This window comes from Rhodococcus aetherivorans (assembly GCF_011058165.1).
Taxonomy (GTDB): Bacteria; Actinomycetota; Actinomycetes; order Mycobacteriales; family Mycobacteriaceae; genus Rhodococcus; species Rhodococcus aetherivorans.
Window position 1 is genome coordinate 41,070 of record NZ_JAALEG010000013.1, and the last position, 15,725, is coordinate 56,794.

Annotated in this window: 14 protein-coding genes and 2 tRNA genes; 8 read left to right on the forward strand and 8 right to left on the reverse strand. The window is 70.2% G+C overall.

The features are described 5' to 3' along the window. Positions 1 to 27 precede the first annotated feature (27 nt). A complete protein-coding gene (locus tag G6039_RS08055; protein ID WP_235194051.1) occupies positions 28 to 762 on the forward strand; it encodes a dienelactone hydrolase family protein in 735 nt (244 codons plus the stop codon). On the opposite strand, the gene G6039_RS08060 is transcribed toward G6039_RS08055, so the two are convergent. Further along, a complete protein-coding gene (locus G6039_RS08060) occupies positions 755 to 1,591 on the reverse strand; it encodes a mycofactocin-coupled SDR family oxidoreductase (protein WP_043799003.1) in 837 nt (278 codons plus the stop codon). The two genes, G6039_RS08055 and G6039_RS08060, sit on opposite strands and share 8 nt — an antisense overlap. A 249-nt stretch (positions 1,592 to 1,840) precedes the next feature. Here G6039_RS08060 and G6039_RS08065 point away from each other — a divergent pair, with 249 nt between their 5' ends. From G6039_RS08065 to G6039_RS08075, 3 genes are read left to right on the forward strand one after another with little or no spacing between them, the layout of a single operon-like run. After that, positions 1,841 to 2,497 carry a TetR/AcrR family transcriptional regulator gene (locus G6039_RS08065; protein ID WP_206530814.1) on the forward strand — a complete coding sequence of 219 codons (657 nt, stop codon included), beginning with the start codon at positions 1,841 to 1,843 and terminating at the stop codon, positions 2,495 to 2,497. Between the two features lie 42 nt (positions 2,498 to 2,539). After that, positions 2,540 to 3,211: a hemerythrin domain-containing protein gene (locus G6039_RS08070; protein WP_235194052.1), complete on the forward strand. Its 672-nt coding sequence runs from the start codon at positions 2,540 to 2,542 to the stop codon at positions 3,209 to 3,211. Next, positions 3,211 to 3,780, forward strand: a complete 570-nt coding sequence (locus G6039_RS08075) for an SRPBCC family protein (protein WP_043798999.1) — start codon at positions 3,211 to 3,213, stop codon at positions 3,778 to 3,780. The genes G6039_RS08070 and G6039_RS08075 overlap by 1 nt, the downstream gene beginning before the upstream one ends. Positions 3,781 to 3,906: 126 nt before the next feature. On the opposite strand, the gene G6039_RS08080 is transcribed toward G6039_RS08075, so the two are convergent. Continuing rightward, positions 3,907 to 3,979 (reverse strand) — tRNA-Lys (locus G6039_RS08080). A 350-nt stretch (positions 3,980 to 4,329) separates the two neighbouring features. Here G6039_RS08080 and G6039_RS08085 point away from each other — a divergent pair. Together G6039_RS08085 and G6039_RS08090 are read left to right on the forward strand one after the other, a co-directional pair. Beyond that, positions 4,330 to 5,472 (forward strand): L,D-transpeptidase, encoded by a 1,143-nt coding sequence (locus G6039_RS08085; RefSeq protein WP_050036335.1) that lies wholly within the window; start codon positions 4,330 to 4,332, stop codon positions 5,470 to 5,472. Positions 5,473 to 5,743: 271 nt separating this feature from the next. After that, positions 5,744 to 7,204: a selenium-binding protein SBP56-related protein gene (locus tag G6039_RS08090; protein WP_029543008.1), complete on the forward strand. Its 1,461-nt coding sequence runs from the start codon at positions 5,744 to 5,746 to the stop codon at positions 7,202 to 7,204. Between the two features lie 147 nt (positions 7,205 to 7,351). Here the strand turns inward: G6039_RS08090 and G6039_RS08095 are convergent. Next, positions 7,352 to 7,429 (reverse strand) — tRNA-His (locus G6039_RS08095). A gap of 82 nt (positions 7,430 to 7,511) precedes the next feature. Further along, positions 7,512 to 8,111, reverse strand: a complete 600-nt coding sequence (gene orn, locus G6039_RS08100) for an oligoribonuclease (protein WP_029543010.1) — start codon at positions 8,109 to 8,111, stop codon at positions 7,512 to 7,514. Positions 8,112 to 8,194: 83 nt separating this feature from the next. Here orn and G6039_RS08105 point away from each other — a divergent pair, with 83 nt between their 5' ends. Beyond that, positions 8,195 to 9,943 carry a helicase HerA-like domain-containing protein gene (locus G6039_RS08105; protein WP_043798996.1) on the forward strand — a complete coding sequence of 583 codons (1,749 nt, stop codon included), beginning with the start codon at positions 8,195 to 8,197 and terminating at the stop codon, positions 9,941 to 9,943. Positions 9,944 to 9,949: 6 nt separating this feature from the next. On the opposite strand, the gene cmrA is transcribed toward G6039_RS08105, so the two are convergent. Genes cmrA through G6039_RS08120 form a run of 3 tightly spaced genes read right to left on the reverse strand, consistent with a single transcriptional unit; the run spans position 9,950 to position 13,349 of the window. Next, positions 9,950 to 10,753, reverse strand: a complete 804-nt coding sequence (cmrA, locus tag G6039_RS08110; protein ID WP_043798995.1) for a mycolate reductase — start codon at positions 10,751 to 10,753, stop codon at positions 9,950 to 9,952. Positions 10,754 to 10,779: 26 nt separating this feature from the next. Further along, the gene (locus G6039_RS08115) at positions 10,780 to 12,807 is read right to left on the reverse strand and encodes an NADPH-dependent 2,4-dienoyl-CoA reductase (protein ID WP_006939006.1); all 2,028 of its coding nucleotides are present in this window, start codon (positions 12,805 to 12,807) and stop codon (positions 10,780 to 10,782) included. Further along, complete coding sequence (locus G6039_RS08120) at positions 12,804 to 13,349, reverse strand: PadR family transcriptional regulator (protein WP_043798993.1); 546 nt, start codon at positions 13,347 to 13,349, stop codon at positions 12,804 to 12,806. The genes G6039_RS08115 and G6039_RS08120 overlap by 4 nt, the downstream gene beginning before the upstream one ends. Before the next feature lie 165 nt (positions 13,350 to 13,514). Here G6039_RS08120 and G6039_RS08125 point away from each other — a divergent pair, with 165 nt between their 5' ends. Then, on the forward strand, positions 13,515 to 14,846 hold the full coding sequence (locus G6039_RS08125; RefSeq protein ID WP_006939008.1) for an MFS transporter: 1,332 nt from the start codon (positions 13,515 to 13,517) through the stop codon (positions 14,844 to 14,846). On the opposite strand, the gene G6039_RS08130 is transcribed toward G6039_RS08125, so the two are convergent. Further along, entirely contained in the window at positions 14,831 to 15,652 is an 822-nt protein-coding gene (locus G6039_RS08130; protein ID WP_006939009.1) for an acyl-CoA thioesterase, read from the reverse strand. The genes G6039_RS08125 and G6039_RS08130 overlap by 16 nt on opposite strands. Positions 15,653 to 15,725 lie beyond the last annotated feature (73 nt).

The window sequence follows — 15,725 nt, forward strand, 5'->3', positions numbered from 1 at the left end:
CGGCAGGAGGGACGCACCGTGACGGACGTGACCATCCCCACGGAGCGCGGGCCGATGCCCGCCCACCTCGCCACGCCCGCAGGCCCCGGTCCGTGGCCCGGGGTCGTCGTGATCCACGACGCGCTGGGCATGAGCCGCGACATCCGCGCCCAGGCCGACTGGCTCGCCGGCGAGGGCTTCCTTGCCGTCGCGCCGGACCTGTTCCACGGGTCCAGGCGGTCCACCTGCCTGTTCTCCCTCTTCCGGGGCTGGGTGCCGCGCGGCGACCTGGACGCCGCGCGGAACTGGCTCGCGGACCGGCGGGACTGCACGGGCCGCATCGGCGTGATCGGGTTCTGCATGGGCGGCGGCTTCGCCCTCGCCGTCGCGTCCGACCACAACTTCGCCGCGGCGAGCGTCAACTACGGCGGCCTCACGAAGGAAGTCGAGCGTGCCCTGCCGCGGGCGTGTCCGATCGTCGGCAGTTTCGGGACGAAGGACCGATGGCCCGGCGTGCGCGAGGTGCCCGACCGGCTCGAACCGGTACTGACGGCCGCGAACATCGACCACGACATCGAGCGATACCCGAACGTGGGGCACGGCTTCATGAACGACCACGACCCCGGTGATCTGTCGATCGTGGACAGGACCATCGCCAAGGTCGTGGCCGCCCGCTACGACGAGCCGGCCACCCGCGACGCGCGCGCCCGCATCGCCGCCTTCTTCCGCAGGCACCTCGGCGACGCTCCGCCCGCGAGCGACGGGCCCGGGGCGGCTACTTGATCACCGAGCCCGCGTCGATCGGCAGCTGCACGCCGGTGACGTAGCGTCCCGCGTCGCTGACCAGGAACAGGATCGCATTGCTGATGTCGACCGGTTCGACCCATTCGATCGGCAGGGCGTTCATGGCCTTGAACGACTCGGCCGCTTCCTCGCGGGTGATCTCCGACGGCTTCTTGTCCGGCAGGAAGACCGAGTAGGTCTGCTCGTTGTGGATCATGTCTGTGTTCACTGCCGTGGGATGCACCGAGTTCACACGGATCATGTGGGGAGCGAGCTCGTTGGCGAGTGTCTTCGTCAACCCCACCACTCCGTGCTTGGCGGCGACGTAGTGGGCAAGGTTCGCCAGGCCCTTGATGCCGGCGGTGGAACTGGTGAGCACGATTGCGCCGCCGTCGTCGTTGGCCTTCAGGTGCGGCACGGCTGCCCGCACCGTCTTGAACACCCCCGTGAGATTGATATCGATCATGTCGTCCCACATCTCGTCCGTCAGGTCCTCGACCGGCGCGAAGCTGGCGATGCCGGCGTTCGCGAGGACGATGTCGAGCCGGCCGAGCTGGGCGACGCCCTCGTCGACCGCCGATTTCAGGGCGGCGCTGTCGCGGACGTCGGCCTGGCCGGCGATGATCCGCCGGTCCAGCGCCTCGACCTGCCGGACGGTCTCGGCGAGGTCGTCGGCGGTCGCGAGTGGGTATCCCACCGTGTCGACCTGGGCGCAGAGGTCGACGGCGATGATGTCGGCCCCCTCCTGGGCCAGCCGGACGGCGTGACTGCGGCCCTGTCCGCGTGCGGCACCGGTGATGAACGCGACCTTGTCCTCGAGCTGACCCATGGCGACACTCCTTCGACGGTCGATGTGATCCGCCTCCGAGGCTAGAGGGGTTCGCTGGTGGTCGGACCGAAATCGCAAGGTGGATCGGCATACTCGACGTCCGGTCCGGTCGTGGAGAACATTCCCGGCGGGCAACGGACGCCGGGCGCCCCGGCGCGGTAGGGGTCTCCGATCGGTGCGGGCAGCGTGCACGAAAGATTTGGCCTGAAGCTACTTGTATTGAAAACGGAACGGTTCTACCGTTGGAGTATGAGCGCAGAAGCGCGCGACGTGGGCCCGGTGGAGGAGAAGCCGCGGCGGTACGACTCGACCCTTCGCCGGCGCCAGGCCGAGCAGAACCGGCGGGCCGTCCTCGACGCCGCCACCACTCTGTTCTCCGAGGGTGGGTGGTCGGTCGCGGTCCGAGACGTCGCGCGCTCGGCGGGCACATCGGTCGAAACGGTGTATGCCCACTTCGGTTCCAAGGCGGGGCTCCTCATGCAGGTGCTCGACGTCGCCGTTGTCGGGGACGACGAACGGGTGGCGCTGATGGACCGGCCGGAGTTCGCCGCCCTGTCGCAGGGCGCCCCTCGGGATCGGGCCGCCGCGGCAGCCGCCCTGGTGACCGGCATCAACCGACGAACCGTCGGCCTGCAGCGCACCCTGCGCGCGGCAGCCGTCGTGGAGCCGGACCTCGCGACATGGCTGGAACAGGCACGGGAGCGCCAGCGCCTGAACGTGCGGGTCGGCGGTGCGATGATGGCCGGCCGTGAACTGAGCCCGGTCGAGGCCGAGGGGCTGTGGGCCGTGCTCAGCATGGAGGTGTACGAGCTGTTGACCGGCAGCACCGGCTGGAGCCCTGAGCAGTACGAGAACTGGCTCACCGGAGCCGTCATCCGGCTCCTGGGCCTGGAGAGTGGAAGGTGATGGGCCATGACTACCGACCATGGACCCGCAGACACACGCAGCATGGGAATAGTGCACAGCGCACTTCGCCGTGACCTGGAACGCACCCGGATCGTGCTCACCACCGAGCCGTACCCGGACTCTCGGCGTCGACGCGGACTGGCGGAGCACGTGTTGTGGATGATGCGCTTCCTGCACATCCATCACACCGGCGAGGATGTCGGGCTGTGGCCCTTGATCCGGGTGAAGAACCCCGACGCCGGCGCCCTGCTGGACCAGATGGACGCCGACCACCAGCGGATCGCACCGGCGATCACCGCCCTGGAAGACGCAGCGCGGGCCTACCGCGACGACGCGAACGCTCGGCAACCGCTGCTCGAAGCGCTGGCCGGGCTCACCGACGTGCTCCTTCCCCATCTGCGGCGTGAAGAGCTGGAGATGATGCCGGTCGTGGCCGCGACCCTCACCACCGCCGAGTACCACGACGTGGAACAGGAGTATTTCGTCAGGCCCAAGAGCTTCCTGGAACTCGGCGCGGAGGCCCACTGGGTCATCGACGGGCTCGGCGAGGACGACCGTGAGCTGATCATGCACGTGGTCCCCGCCGTGCCGCGCTTCATCCTGCTGCACGGCTTCGCGCGCACCTACCGGCGCAAGTCCAGCTTGCGGTGGGGCCACGGGCCCGCCGCCGAGCTGCCGTCGCTCAACCTTGCGCTTCTCGAGGGGCGATCCTGATGGGCACCTTGGCGCGGCACGGCAGGACCGAGACGGTGAGCCGCGCCCCGGCGGAGGCGGTGTGGCAGATCATCACCGACGTGACCCGGGTCGGTGAGTGGAGTCACGAATGCCGGGAAGCTCGCCTGCTCGGAAACGCCCGAGCGGCAGCGCCGGGAATCCGGTTCCGGGGCAGGAACCGCTCCGGCGGCCTCCGGTGGAGCCGGTCGTGCGTATTCACCGTTGTGGAGCCGCCGCGGACGCTGGCGTGGCGGACGGCGGGTCTCCTGGGCCGGGCGGACAGCACCGAATGGCGCATCGACCTCGAACCCGTCCCCGGAGGCACCAAGATCGTCCAGACCTACCGTGTGCTCCACGTGGCACCGGGCCTGGACCGGGTCTATTGGAGGCTGGTCAAGGCGCACCGAGACCGGCGCGCGGCACTGGAGGGCGACCTCCGCCGACTCGCCGAACTGGCGGCGGTCGAGGCCGCGTCGCACACGCCGGCCATGCGCCCGCCTCGCGAGGGAAGCGCTGTGGCCGACGGTTCCCTCGGCCGCGGTACGGAACGTCGCCGGTACTCGGCGTAGTCCGGGCGGTCCCGCGGAGGCGCGGCCGGTGTTCGAGACCGCGTCGAAGGCGGGGTGGCTGGTGGGGTGGCAAGGGCGTGGGTAAAGAAAAAGGCCAGACCTCGTGGGGAGGTCTGGCCTTTCTTGTGCGCCATCAGGGACTCGAACCCCGAACCCGCTGATTAAGAGTCAGCTGCTCTGCCAATTGAGCTAATGGCGCTTGGCGGTGCGTCTCCGGGCCGTTGTCCCGGCGACGAAGGAAAGATTACACACCTTCCAGTAGCGCACCAAATCGGCAGGTCATGCCGCATTTCGGTGGGAGCGACACGTAACGCCGAGGGGTCCGGCGGCGATTGGTATTCGAACGTTATTCGCGTCGTCGACGTCGCGACGGCTCCGCCTCGAGCGGGGCTGGCATCATCGAGCGCACACGCATCGACGTGCACTTTTGCGGCCCGGGGGAGGCCCGGAATCGGAGGGTGGAGAGTGGTTGGGAACAGTGCGGCGCCGCGCCGACGGCGGAATCGGCGCGCCGTCGCGGTGGTGCTCGGGACCGTGTTGGTCGGCATCATGACCTTCGTCACGGCCTGCTCCGGTGCGAGCAGCGCCGGCGGGGCCGAGGAGGTGCCGATCGATTCGAATCCGCTCGCCGCGCTCATCAAGCCCACGGTGTCGGCGAGCGTCGTCGACGGAGGAGTCGGCTTCTCGCCCATCGAGCCCGTGACGGTCTCGGTGGTCAACGGCAAGCTCGAGTCGGTCACGCTGCTCAACCCGGACGGGGAACCCGTCGCCGGGGCGCTCGGCCCGGACGGAGCCACCTGGGCCAACACCGAGCCCCTCGGTTACAGCCGGCAGTACCGGCTCGAGGCCGTCGCGTACGGGCTCGGCGGAGCGACCACGACCGTCGCCTCCTTCGCCACCAGCGCCCCCGGCAACCTCACCCAGCCCTACGTGATGCCGGGCGAGGGCTCGGTCGTCGGCATCGGCCAGCCCGTCGCGATCCAGTTCGACGAGAACATCCCTGATCGCCTCGCCGTCGAGCAGGCCATCACCGTCGTCACCGACCCGCCGGTGGAGGGCGCGTTCTACTGGCTCAGCAACCGCGAGGTGCGGTGGCGGCCCGAGAACTACTGGGCGCCGGGCACGACGGTCACGGTGGACGTGAAGGTCTACGGCCGCGATCTCGGCGACGGTCTGTTCGGGCAGTCGGATGTGCATTCGACCTTCACCGTCGGCGACGCGGTGATCATCACCGCCGACGACAACACCAAGCAGGTCACCGTCAACCGCAACGGGGTCGACGTGATGACGATGCCCACGTCCATGGGCAAGGACAGCACGCCCACCCCGAACGGCGTGTACACGATCGGCGACCGGTTCGAGCATCTGGTGATGGACTCGTCGACCTACGGCGTAGCCGTCGACTCCCCGCAGGGCTACCGGACCCCGGTGGACTGGGCGACGCGGATGTCGTACAGCGGCATCTTCTTCCACTCCGCGCCGTGGTCGCTCGGCGATCAGGGTTCCCGCAACGTCAGCCACGGCTGCCTCAACCTGAGCCCGGCCAACGCCAGGTGGATCTTCGACAACACCAAGCGCGGCGACATCGTGATCGTGAAGAACACCGTCGGCGGCATCCTCGAAGGCACCGAGGGGCTCGGGGACTGGAACATCCCGTGGTCGACATGGAAGGCCGGAAACGCACGCGCCTGATCCGCCGCCGGGCCGCCCGGCGGCGCCACCCCGGCGTGTGGCAGGCTGGGGCCGCCTCCTGTGGTAGGGGTTGGCACGAGACCCCCGGGATCGACGATCCAGGGGGTCTTCCCATGTCGGGCGGCGCCTTCCGGGCAGCCCGCCCCCGCGGAAGGTCGACATGCGGTCCTGCGCGGCGGACAATCAGGGAAAGGCATGCCTACCTGTGACGTCGACCGACCGTGGACCACCGAGGGTGGCCCGGCGGACAGGACCGAGTCGAGGAGGATTCATGTCTACGACGACAGATCCCACGTTCTACCGCACCCCGAGTGACGCCGTAGCAGCCGCGCCCGAGCGGCTTGCCTATGTGGCTGCCTTCGATCCCGCAGGCCGGGCGAAGGACGCGATCGCAGTGGTCGATTGCGAGCCGGGTTCGCCGACATACGGTGGTGTGGTCGGCTGGACCGAGTTGCCGACGGCGGGCAACGAGTTGCACCACTTCGGGTGGAACGCCTGCTCGAGCGCGCTGTGTCATGAGGGGCACGGTCATGAGGGGCACGGTCACGAGGGGCACGGCGATCACCACGCCGGGCATCACGGGCAGCCGCTCGAGCGGCGATACCTGGTGGTGCCGGGCATCCGCTCGTCGAGAACGTACATCCTCGACACCAAACCCGACCCGCGGCACCCGGTGGTGACCCGCACGATCGAGGCCGCCGAGCTCGCCGCGAAGGCGGGATACTCGCGGCCGCACACGGTGCATTGCGGACCGGGGGGCATCTTCATGTCCGCCCTGGGCGGCGCCGACGGCGCCGAGGGTCCGGGCGGTGTCGCGCTGCTCGACCACGACACGTTCGACGTCGTCGGAGCGTGGGAGGCGGAGCACGGCGAGCAGTTCTTGGCGTACGACGTGTGGTGGCACCTGAAGTACGACACGGTGATCACCTCCGAGTGGGCCACGCCGTCGATGATCGAGAACGGACTCGACGCCGAGGACCTCCTCGGCCGCAGGTTCGGACACCACCTGGACTTCTGGAGCATGTCCGAGCGCAAGCTGACCCAGCGCGTCGACCTCGGCGACGAGCACCAGATGGTTCTCGAACTCCGCCCGGCTCACAATCCCTCCGAGGCGTTCGGGTTCGTGGGAGTCGTCATCAGCGTGGAGGATCTGTCGGCCTCCGTGTGGATGTGGCACAAGAGCGACGACCGGTGGGTGGTCGAGAAGGTGATCACCATTCCGGCGGAGCCGGCCGAGGCCGACGATCTGCCGCCCGCGCTGAAACCCTTCGGCGCGGTACCGCCGCTCGTCTCCGACATCGATCTGTCGGTCGACGACCGCTGGCTGTACGTCTCGTGCTGGGGCACAGGAGAACTCAAGCAGTACGACGTCGGCGATCCGTTCCACCCGAGGGAGACGGGATCGGTGCGCCTCGGTGGGATCGTGCGACGCGAGCCGCACCCGGCGGATCCGGACCTCCGGCTCGCGGGAGCTCCGCAGATGGTGGAGGTCAGTCGCGACGGACGCCGGGTCTACGCCACCAACTCGCTCTATGCGGCCTGGGACGAGGTCTTCTACCCGGACGGGGTGGGGGCGTGGATGGCGAAGTTCGATGCCGACGTCTCCGCCGGTGGTCTGGTCATCGACCGCGGATTCTTCCCGCACGGCGACGACTTCCGCGGACGCAGGGTGCACCAGACCCGCCTGCAGGGCGGGGATGCGTCCAGCGACTCGTACTGCTTCACCGGGTGATCGCCGTTGCACGGCGGGTCGATCGCGCGATTCGGCGGTCGTCCGCCCAAGCGCCGCATCTCGGGACGGAGCGCTGGTGCAGAGCTGCGCGACGCCGAAAAAGACGAGTCCCTGACCGGCATCTCTGCTGGTCAGGGACTCGCCCTGTGGGGGTGAGTGACGGGACTCGAACCCGCGACAGCCAGGATCACAACCTGGTGCTCTACCAACTGAACTACACTCACCATCGCATTCGCGATCGGCCTGGGCCGGTTGCGCCTGCGGTACAGATACTAGCCTGACTTGCCGGAAACGGCGAATCCGCAGGTCAGGCCGGACCCAACTCCTTCGTGACAGCGGCGATCTCGGCCGACGGCGGGCCCGGTGGGGCGACGAACGCGGTTCGCCGGTAGTACCGCAGTTCCCGGATCGACTCCTTTATGTCGGCGAGCGCCCGATGCGACAGGCCCTTCGCCGGCTGCCCGAAGTAGATCCGCGGGTACCAGCGCCGGCACAGCTCCTTGACGGAGCTGACGTCCACCATGCGGTAGTGGAGGTAGGCGTCGAGTTCGGGCATGTCGCGGGCGATGAACCCGCGGTCCGTCGCGATCGAGTTGCCGGCCAGCGGCGCGGTGCCGGCCTCCGGGACGTGGGCCCGGATGTAGTCGAGCACCATCTTCTCCGCCTCGGCGACGCTCACCGTGGACCGGCGCACCTCGTCGGTGAGCCCGGAGCGCTCGTGCATCTGGGTGACGACGTCCGGCATCGCGGCGAGCGCGTCGTCGTCGGCGTGGATGACGATGTCCACCCCGTCGCCGAGCACGTTGAGATCACTGTCGGTGACGAGGGCGGCGATCTCGATCAGCTTGTCGCTGTCGATCCGCAATCCGGTCATTTCGCAATCGATCCACACAAGTTTGTCCTGCACGAAACACAGAGTAGTCAGGCCGGTCGTGGCGATAAGGTCACGGTGACCATTCCGCGGCCGCACGTGGACGAGGAGGACACCGCATGACGGTCGATCCGACACCGCCGGCACCGTCGCCGGCCGAGAAGGCGGCGGCCGCCCGCGCGGCCGCGGAGGAAGCGGCACGCGTCGCCGAAGCGGCCCTGAAGGCGGCCGAGCAGGCACAGCGCGAGGCGGAGGCGGCCGCGCGGGCCGCCGAGGCGACGGACGCCGCGCCCGCCGGGCCGGCCCGGCAGATCGCACCCGCCGGGCCGGCCCGGCAGATCGCCGCGGGATACGCCGCCGCCGGGGTCGCCCTCGAACTCGGTGCGGTCGTCCACGACGGGGTGGTCGATTCGTCGGCCCGGGTACGGATCCCGCTCGCCACGATGAACCGGCACGGACTGGTCGCCGGTGCGACCGGCACCGGCAAGACCAAGACCGTGCAGGGCATCGCCGAGCAACTCTCGGCCGCCGGGGTCCCGGTCGTGATGGCCGACATGAAGGGTGACCTGTCGGGGCTGTCGGCGCCCGGAGAGGACGACGACGGGCTCCGGACCCGCGCCGCGGAGACCGGGGATTCCGGATGGGGACCGACCGCCTACCCGGTGCAGTTCTTCTCGCTCGGCACCGAAGGCCCGGGCGTGCCCGTCCGCGCGACGGTCACCGCGTTCGGTCCGATCCTGCTGAGCAAGGTCCTCGGCCTCAACCCCACCCAGGAATCGACGTTGGGGCTGATCTTCCACTGGGCCGACCGCCAGGGGCTGCCGCTGCTCGACCTCAAGGATTTGCGGCAGGTCGTCACACACCTGACCAGCGACGAGGGAAAGGCAGAGCTGAAAGGTATCGGCGGGGTCTCCCCGGCGACCGCCGGCGTGATCCTGCGGGCGCTCGTCAACCTCGAGGCCGGCGGCGGGGACACCTTCTTCGGAGAACCGGAGTTCGAGACCGAGGACCTGCTGCGCGTCGTCGGCGGCAACGGCGTGATCAGCCTGTTCGAGCTCGGCGCCCACGCGGCGCGGCCGGTGCTGTTCTCGACGTTCCTGATGTGGGTGCTCGCCGACATGTTCCAGACGCTGCCCGAGGAGGGCGACCTCGACAAGCCGAAGCTCGTGTTCGTCTTCGACGAGGCGCACCTGCTCTTCGCCGACGCCTCGAAGGCGTTCCTGCAGCAGATCGAGCAGACGGTCAAGCTCATCCGTTCGAAGGGGGTGGGAGTGTTCTTCTGCACCCAGCTGCCCACGGACGTGCCCAATGCGGTGCTGTCCCAGCTCGGCGCGCGGGTGCAGCACGCGCTGCGCGCATTCACACCGAACGATCAGAAGGCGCTGGCCAAGACCGTCCGCACGTATCCGGAGACGGAGTTCTACGACCTCGAGGAGGCGCTGACCACCCTCGGGATCGGCGAGGCCGTCGTCACGGTGCTGTCCGAGAAGGGCGCGCCGACGCCTGTCGCGTGGACGCGGATCCGTCCGCCGCGTTCGTTGCTGGACACCGTCGGCGAGGAGGCGATCCGGTCCGCGGCGCGCGGGAGTGCGCTGTACGGCAAGTACGGGCAGACCGTCGACCGCGAGTCCGCCTACGAGAGGCTCACCGCGAAGGTGGCCGGCGCCCCCGACCTGGACCCACGTGCGCAGGTCCCGCCGTTGCCGGACCTGCCCGGCACGCCACCGCCCCGGGACGCGGGGCCGAGCATGGTCGAGCAGGTCCTCGGCAGCGCGGCCGTCAAGGGTTTCCTGCGGTCCGCGGCGTCGGCCGCGGGGCGCGAGATCAGCCGCAGCATCTTCGGCACCGGCCGCCGCCGTAGACGCTGACGGGGGCTACGCGCCCAGCTTCCGGTAGAAGGCGCCGACGATGGGCGCGACGACGCCGCGCGGGGTGTAGTTGCCGGCGACGGACATCGCCTTGCTGATCAGGCCCGGCACGATGCGCATCTTGTTCTCGGCGAGCGCGTCGAGCGACACCTTCGCGGTGTGCTCGCTGGAGATCCACAGGAAGTCCGGCACGAGCTTGTCGACGATCGAGGCCTCCGCCGGATCCGGGGTCTCCGTGCGCACCGGGCCCGGCGCCAGCAGCGTCACGTGCACGCCGCTGTCCTTCAGCTCCCCGCGCAGCGACTCGGAGAAGGTGTTGACGAATGCCTTCGTCGCCGCATAGGTCGCGTTGTGGGGGATCGGCATGTTGCCCGCCGCGGAACCGACCATCAGGATCGCCCCGGAGCGGCGCTCGACCATCTGCGGCAGCACCGCGAGGGTCAGGTCGTGCACCGCGACGGCGTTCAGCTCGACCTGGGCCCGCTCGTAGCCCGGATCCAGCTGGGCCACCGGGCCGAAGGTCGCGATGCCGGCGTTGTTGCACAGGATGCTGATCGGGCGCTCGCCGAGTTCGTCGACGAGCTTCGCCCGCGCGTCGCGGTCGGACAGGTCACACGCGCGGACCTCGACGGTGACGCCGTGCGTCGCCCGCAGCGTCGCGGCGAGCTCCTCCATCACGTCGCCGCGCCGGGCGACCAGGATCAGCGAGTGCCCGCGCGCGGCGAGCTCGGCGGCGAGGGCCTCGCCGATGCCGGAGGAGGCGCCGGTCACGACGGCGCGGGCGTCGGGGGTGGGGTTCGGCAGAGTCATGGTCGGTCAGCGTAGCCGCGGCCGGCTCAGATGCGGTCCGCGAGGCGCGTGCCCTGCTCGATCGCGCGCTTGGCGTCGAGTTCCGCGGCGATGTCGGCACCGCCGATGACGTGCGTGGTCACGCCCGCGGCGGTGAGCCGCTCGACGAGGTCACGGACGGGTTCCTGCCCGGCGCAGATCACCACGTTGTCCACGTCGAGCACCTTCGGGTCGCGGCGGTCCTCGCCGAAGCTGATGTGCAGGCCGGCGTCGTCGATCCGCTCGTAGTTCACGCCCGAGATCTCGTGCACCTTCTTGTGCTGCAGCGACGCCCGGTGCACCCATCCGCTGGTCTTGCCGAGCCGCGCGCCGATCCGGCCGGGCTTGCGCTGCAGCAGGAACACCTCGCGCGGCGACGGCGACGGGCGGGGCTCGGTGAGCGCTCCCGGGGCGGCCTTCGGGTCGGTGACGCCCCACTCGCGCTTCCATTCGGCCAGGTCGAGGGTGGGGGAGTGGTCGTGGGTGAGGAACTCGGAGACGTCGACGCCGATGCCGCCCGCCCCGATCACGGCGACGCGGGCGCCGACGGGCGCACCCTCGCGGACGACCTGCGGGTACGACAGCACGCTCGGGTGGTCGATGCCGGGGATCGCGGGCACGCGGGGGGTGACGCCGGTCGCGACGACCACCTCGTCGTAGGCACCGATCAGGTCGTCGGCCGTCGCGCGGGTGCCGAGCTCGACCTGGACCTTCGTCAGCTCCAGCTGGCGGCGGTAGTACCGCAGGGTCTCGGCGAACTCCTCCTTGCCGGGGATGCGGCGGGCGATGCCGAACTGGCCGCCGATCTCGTCGTCGGCCTCGAACAGGGTGACGGCGTGCCCGCGGCGGGCCAGGTTCACCGCCGCGGCGAGCCCGGCGGGCCCGGCGCCGACGACCGCGACGGCCTTGCGGCGGCGGGTGGGGGCGAGCAGCAGCTCGGTCTCCCGCCCGGCGCGGGGGTTGAGCAGGCACGAGACGTGCTTGTTGACGAAGGCGTGGTCGAGGCAGGCCTGATTGCAGGCGATGCAGGTGTTGATTTCGTCGGCGGCGCCGGCGGTGGCCTTGCGGACCCACTCCGGGTCGGCCAGCATCGGCCGGGCCATCGAGATCAGCTGTGTGTCGCCGCGGGCCAGGATCTCCTCGGCGGTCTCGGGCATGTTGATCCGGTTGGACGCGGCGACGGGGATTGCGACGTGCTTCGCCAGTTCGGCCGTGACGTCCGCGAACGCGGCGCGCGGGACGGACGTGACGATGGTGGGCACCCGCGACTCGTGCCAGCCGATGTCGGTGTTGATCAGCGTTGCGCCCGCCCGCTCGACCTCCTGGGCGAGGGCGACGATCTCGTCCCAGCGCTGGCCGCCTTCGACGAGGTCGGCCATGGACAGCCGGAAGCAGATCGCGAAGTCCGGGCCGACGGCCTCGCGGGTGCGGCGGACGATCTCGACGGGCAGCCGGCGACGGTTCTCGGGGCTGCCACCCCACTCGTCGGTGCGCCGGTTGGTGCGCTCGGCGAGGAACTGGTTGATGAAGTAGCCCTCGCCGCCCATGATTTCGACGCCGTCGTAGCCGGCCCGCTGGGCGAGGCGGGCGCAGCGGACGTAGGCGCGGATCTGCCGGCGCACGCCCCAGGAGGTGAGCCTGCGCGGCCGGAACGGGTTGATCGGCGCCTTGATCGACGAGGCGGACACGCTCAGCGGCCAGTAGCTGTAGCGCCCGGCGTGCAGGATCTGCAGCAGGATGCGACCGCCCTCGGCGTGGACGGCATCGGTGATCGTCCGGTGCCGCCGGGCCTCGAACCGGTTGGTGAGCTTGGCGCCGAACGGCAGCAGCCACCCGGTCCGGTTGGGTGCGTAGCCGCCGGTGACGATGAGGCCGACCCCGCCGCGGGCACGCTCGGCGAAGTACGCGGCGAGGCGGCCGGTGTTCTTGGCGCGGTCCTCGAGTCCGGTGTGCATCGAGCCCATGACGACGCGGTTGGGCACCGTGAACGGTCCGAGGTCGAGCGGTGAGAGCAGGTGGGGGTAGGGGTTCGTCACGAGTGGTCCTCGGTGGTGAGGGCGTCGAGCACTTCCTGGCACCAGTCGGCGAAGCCCTGTTCGACGCGGATGCCGCCGCGCAGGACGAGGTACTGGTGCAGTGAGGGCCCGGTGAGCCGGTGGGGTGCGGGGAAGTCGCGTTTCTCGATGGTGCGGTACACCTCGAGGCGGGCGGCGTGGGCGTCGCGGTGGCGGGTGAGCTCCGCGAGGAGGGCGGGCAGGGTGCCGGGCCCGGCGGCGCGGATCTTCACGGCCAGGTCGCTGCGCAGCTGCTCGGGGTCGGAGGGGTGGGCGATCCAACGGTCCAGCTCGATGCGTCCGGCGGAGCTGACGCGGTAGACCTTCTTGTCGGGCCGACCGTCCTGCGGCACGGTGCGGCCGGTGATCCAGCCGTGGTCCTCCATTCGCCGCAGCACGCGGTAGATCTGCTGGTGCGTCGCGCTGTGGAAGAAGCCGATCGACTTGTCGAACCGGCGGGCCAGTTCGTAGCCGGAGCCGGACCGCTCGTCGAGCGCGGCGAGCAGCGCGTGTTCCAGGGCCATGCCGAGAGTATGCACCGAGGTGCATATGCAATCAAGTGCACAGCTGGGGTGACGGTCGCGAATCTCTCGGTCAGCCGCGAATGCGGAGTGCGGTCGCGGCTGACCGGAAATCGCGCGGATCACCGGAGGCCGGTTCTCGGCGCGACGATCTCCTAGGCTGCGGGCATGAGCGCGCACACGGACGCCGCCGGGATCGGGGAGGCCACCTCGCGACGGCAGGTCTTCGCCTGGGGAATGTGGGACTTCGGGTCGTCGGCCTACCACGCGGTGGTGCTGACCTTCGTCTTCTCCGTGTATCTCACCGACGCCGTCGGCGACGACCTGCCGGGGTCGATGTCGGCGAGCACGTGGCTCGGGTGGGCGCTGGGCATATCGGGGTTCTTCATCGCGGTCACCGCCCCCGTCTCGGGCCAGCGCTACGACGCGGCCGGCCGGCGCAAGCGGTCCCTGGCGGTGCTGTCCTACGCCGGTGTCGCGCTGATGGCGGCGATGGTGTTCGTGCGCGACGACTACCACTACCTGTGGCTCGGCCTCGTGCTGCTGGGTGTGTCGTCGGTCGTCGTCGAACTCGCGCAGGTGCCCTACAACGCGATGCTGCGTCAGGTCTCCACCGAGGAGAACATGGGCCGGGTCTCCGGTTTGGGTTGGGCCATGGGCTATTTCGGTGGGCTGCTGTTGTTGCTGCTGGGGTACTTCGGGTTCATTGCCGGCGACGGCGACACCCGCGGCTTCCTCGGCGTGAGCACCGAGGGCGGCCTCAACATCCGCCTGGTCGTGGTGGCCGCGGCGGTGTGGTTCGCGGTCTTCGCCGTCCCGGTGCTGCTGGCGGTGCCGGAGGTTCCGCCCACCGGTGCCGATCCCGGCGCGGAGCGGGCCGGGATCGTGCAGTCCTACCGGGTGCTGCTGCGCGACCTGCGCGAGCTGTGGGCGATGGATCGGCGCACCGTCGGCTACCTCGGCGCCTCGGCGCTGTTCCGCGACGGCCTGGCCGGGGTGTTCACGTTCGGTGCGGTGCTCGCGGTGAACGTGTACGGCATCGATGCCGCCGACGTGCTGCTGTTCGGCGTGGCCGCGAACGTGGTGTCGGCCCTCGGTGCGCTGGTCGCGGGGCGCTTCGACGACCGGGTCGGCCCCAAGGCGGTGATCGTCGCCTCGCTCGCCGCGATGATGGCCGTGGGGGTCGTGCTGCTCGTGGTGTCGGGGCCGCTGATGTTCTGGATCTTCGGTCTGCTGCTGTGCCTGTTCGTCGGGCCCGCGCAGTCGTCGGCCCGCACCTTCCTCGCGCGCATCACCCCGGCCGGGCGGGAGGGGCAGATGTTCGGGCTCTACGCGACGTCGGGCCGCGCCGTGTCGTTCCTGGCCCCGACCCTGTTCGGGCTCTTCGCCTGGACGTTCGACGCGGACCGGGCCGGGATCGCCGGCCTGCTCGTGGTGCTCGGCGCGGGGCTGGCGGCGCTGCTCGCGGTGCGGGCCCCGGAGGGTCAGTCCTTGAAGTAGACGAGCTGGTGGGTCGTGGCGAGCAGCGTGCCGTCGCGGCCCCACAGCTGGGCGGCCTGATCGAAGTAGCCCTGTGAGAAGCGGTGGGTGCGCGCGGTGCCCAGGACGAAATCGTCGCCCTGGGCCTCGAGCTGCCCGGCGTCGGCGTGGAAGTACACCGTCAGGGACACGGTCCCGGCCGGCATGTACCGGCCGCGGCGCAGGAACACCCTCGGGTAGAACACGTCGCACAGCGCCGTCAGCGCCGGGAAGTCGAGCGGGCGGGCCGGGGTGTCGCGCACCCACAGCGTCGTGGTGGAGTCGGGGTGCTCGCCGGCGTCCTGCTGGGGCACCGCGCCTTCGACGAACCGCATCTCGTAGTTGCGGGCCCACGCGATGAAGTCCGGGAAGGTCCGGGTGGGAACCGCATCCGCCGACGGGACCGCCGGCATGTCGAGCTCGGTGTCCGACCAGGTGTCGCGGCGGGTGCCGAACACCGCGGTGGCGGTGGTGGTGACCACACCGTCCTGCGTCAGCTCCAGCAGCCAGTGCTGGTTGGTGCGGTTGGTGCGGACCGCCCGCACGGTGATGTCGAACTCGCCGTCGGCGACCGGGCCGGCGTAGTTGACGGTGAGGGAAATGGGATCGCCGAGCCGGTCCGGGTGCTGCTGGACGGCCCGCAGCAGGGCGGCGGCGGTGACGCCGCCGAACGGACCGACCATGTTCGTGTACTCCGGGCTGGTCCGCCCCCGCGCGTGACCGTCCTCCGCGGGCTCGAGCGCCACGGCGGCGTCGAAGGGGTGGGGCGGGGCGGCGATCTCGGTCACGACGACTCCTCGGGAAGAACGGGTCCGTTCCGGCACGGTCCGGACCTAAGTATGACAACATACATAGAAACCG

Excerpts from the sequence above, each read along its gene's own strand:
- G6039_RS08060 (WP_043799003.1), bottom strand. The coding sequence starts at position 1,591 with ATGGGTCAGCTCGAGGACAAGGTCGCGTTCATCACCGGTGCCGCACGC.
- G6039_RS08065 (WP_206530814.1), top strand. The coding sequence starts at position 1,841 with ATGAGCGCAGAAGCGCGCGACGTGGGCCCGGTGGAGGAGAAGCCGCGG.
- G6039_RS08070 (WP_235194052.1), top strand. The coding sequence starts at position 2,540 with ATGGGAATAGTGCACAGCGCACTTCGCCGTGACCTGGAACGCACCCGG.
- G6039_RS08075 (WP_043798999.1), top strand. The coding sequence starts at position 3,211 with ATGGGCACCTTGGCGCGGCACGGCAGGACCGAGACGGTGAGCCGCGCC.
- G6039_RS08085 (WP_050036335.1), top strand. The coding sequence starts at position 4,330 with ATGACCTTCGTCACGGCCTGCTCCGGTGCGAGCAGCGCCGGCGGGGCC.
- G6039_RS08090 (WP_029543008.1), top strand. The coding sequence starts at position 5,744 with ATGTCTACGACGACAGATCCCACGTTCTACCGCACCCCGAGTGACGCC.
- G6039_RS08105 (WP_043798996.1), top strand. The coding sequence starts at position 8,195 with ATGACGGTCGATCCGACACCGCCGGCACCGTCGCCGGCCGAGAAGGCG.
- cmrA (WP_043798995.1), bottom strand. The coding sequence starts at position 10,753 with ATGACTCTGCCGAACCCCACCCCCGACGCCCGCGCCGTCGTGACCGGC.
- G6039_RS08120 (WP_043798993.1), bottom strand. The coding sequence starts at position 13,349 with ATGGCCCTGGAACACGCGCTGCTCGCCGCGCTCGACGAGCGGTCCGGC.
- G6039_RS08125 (WP_006939008.1), top strand. The coding sequence starts at position 13,515 with ATGAGCGCGCACACGGACGCCGCCGGGATCGGGGAGGCCACCTCGCGA.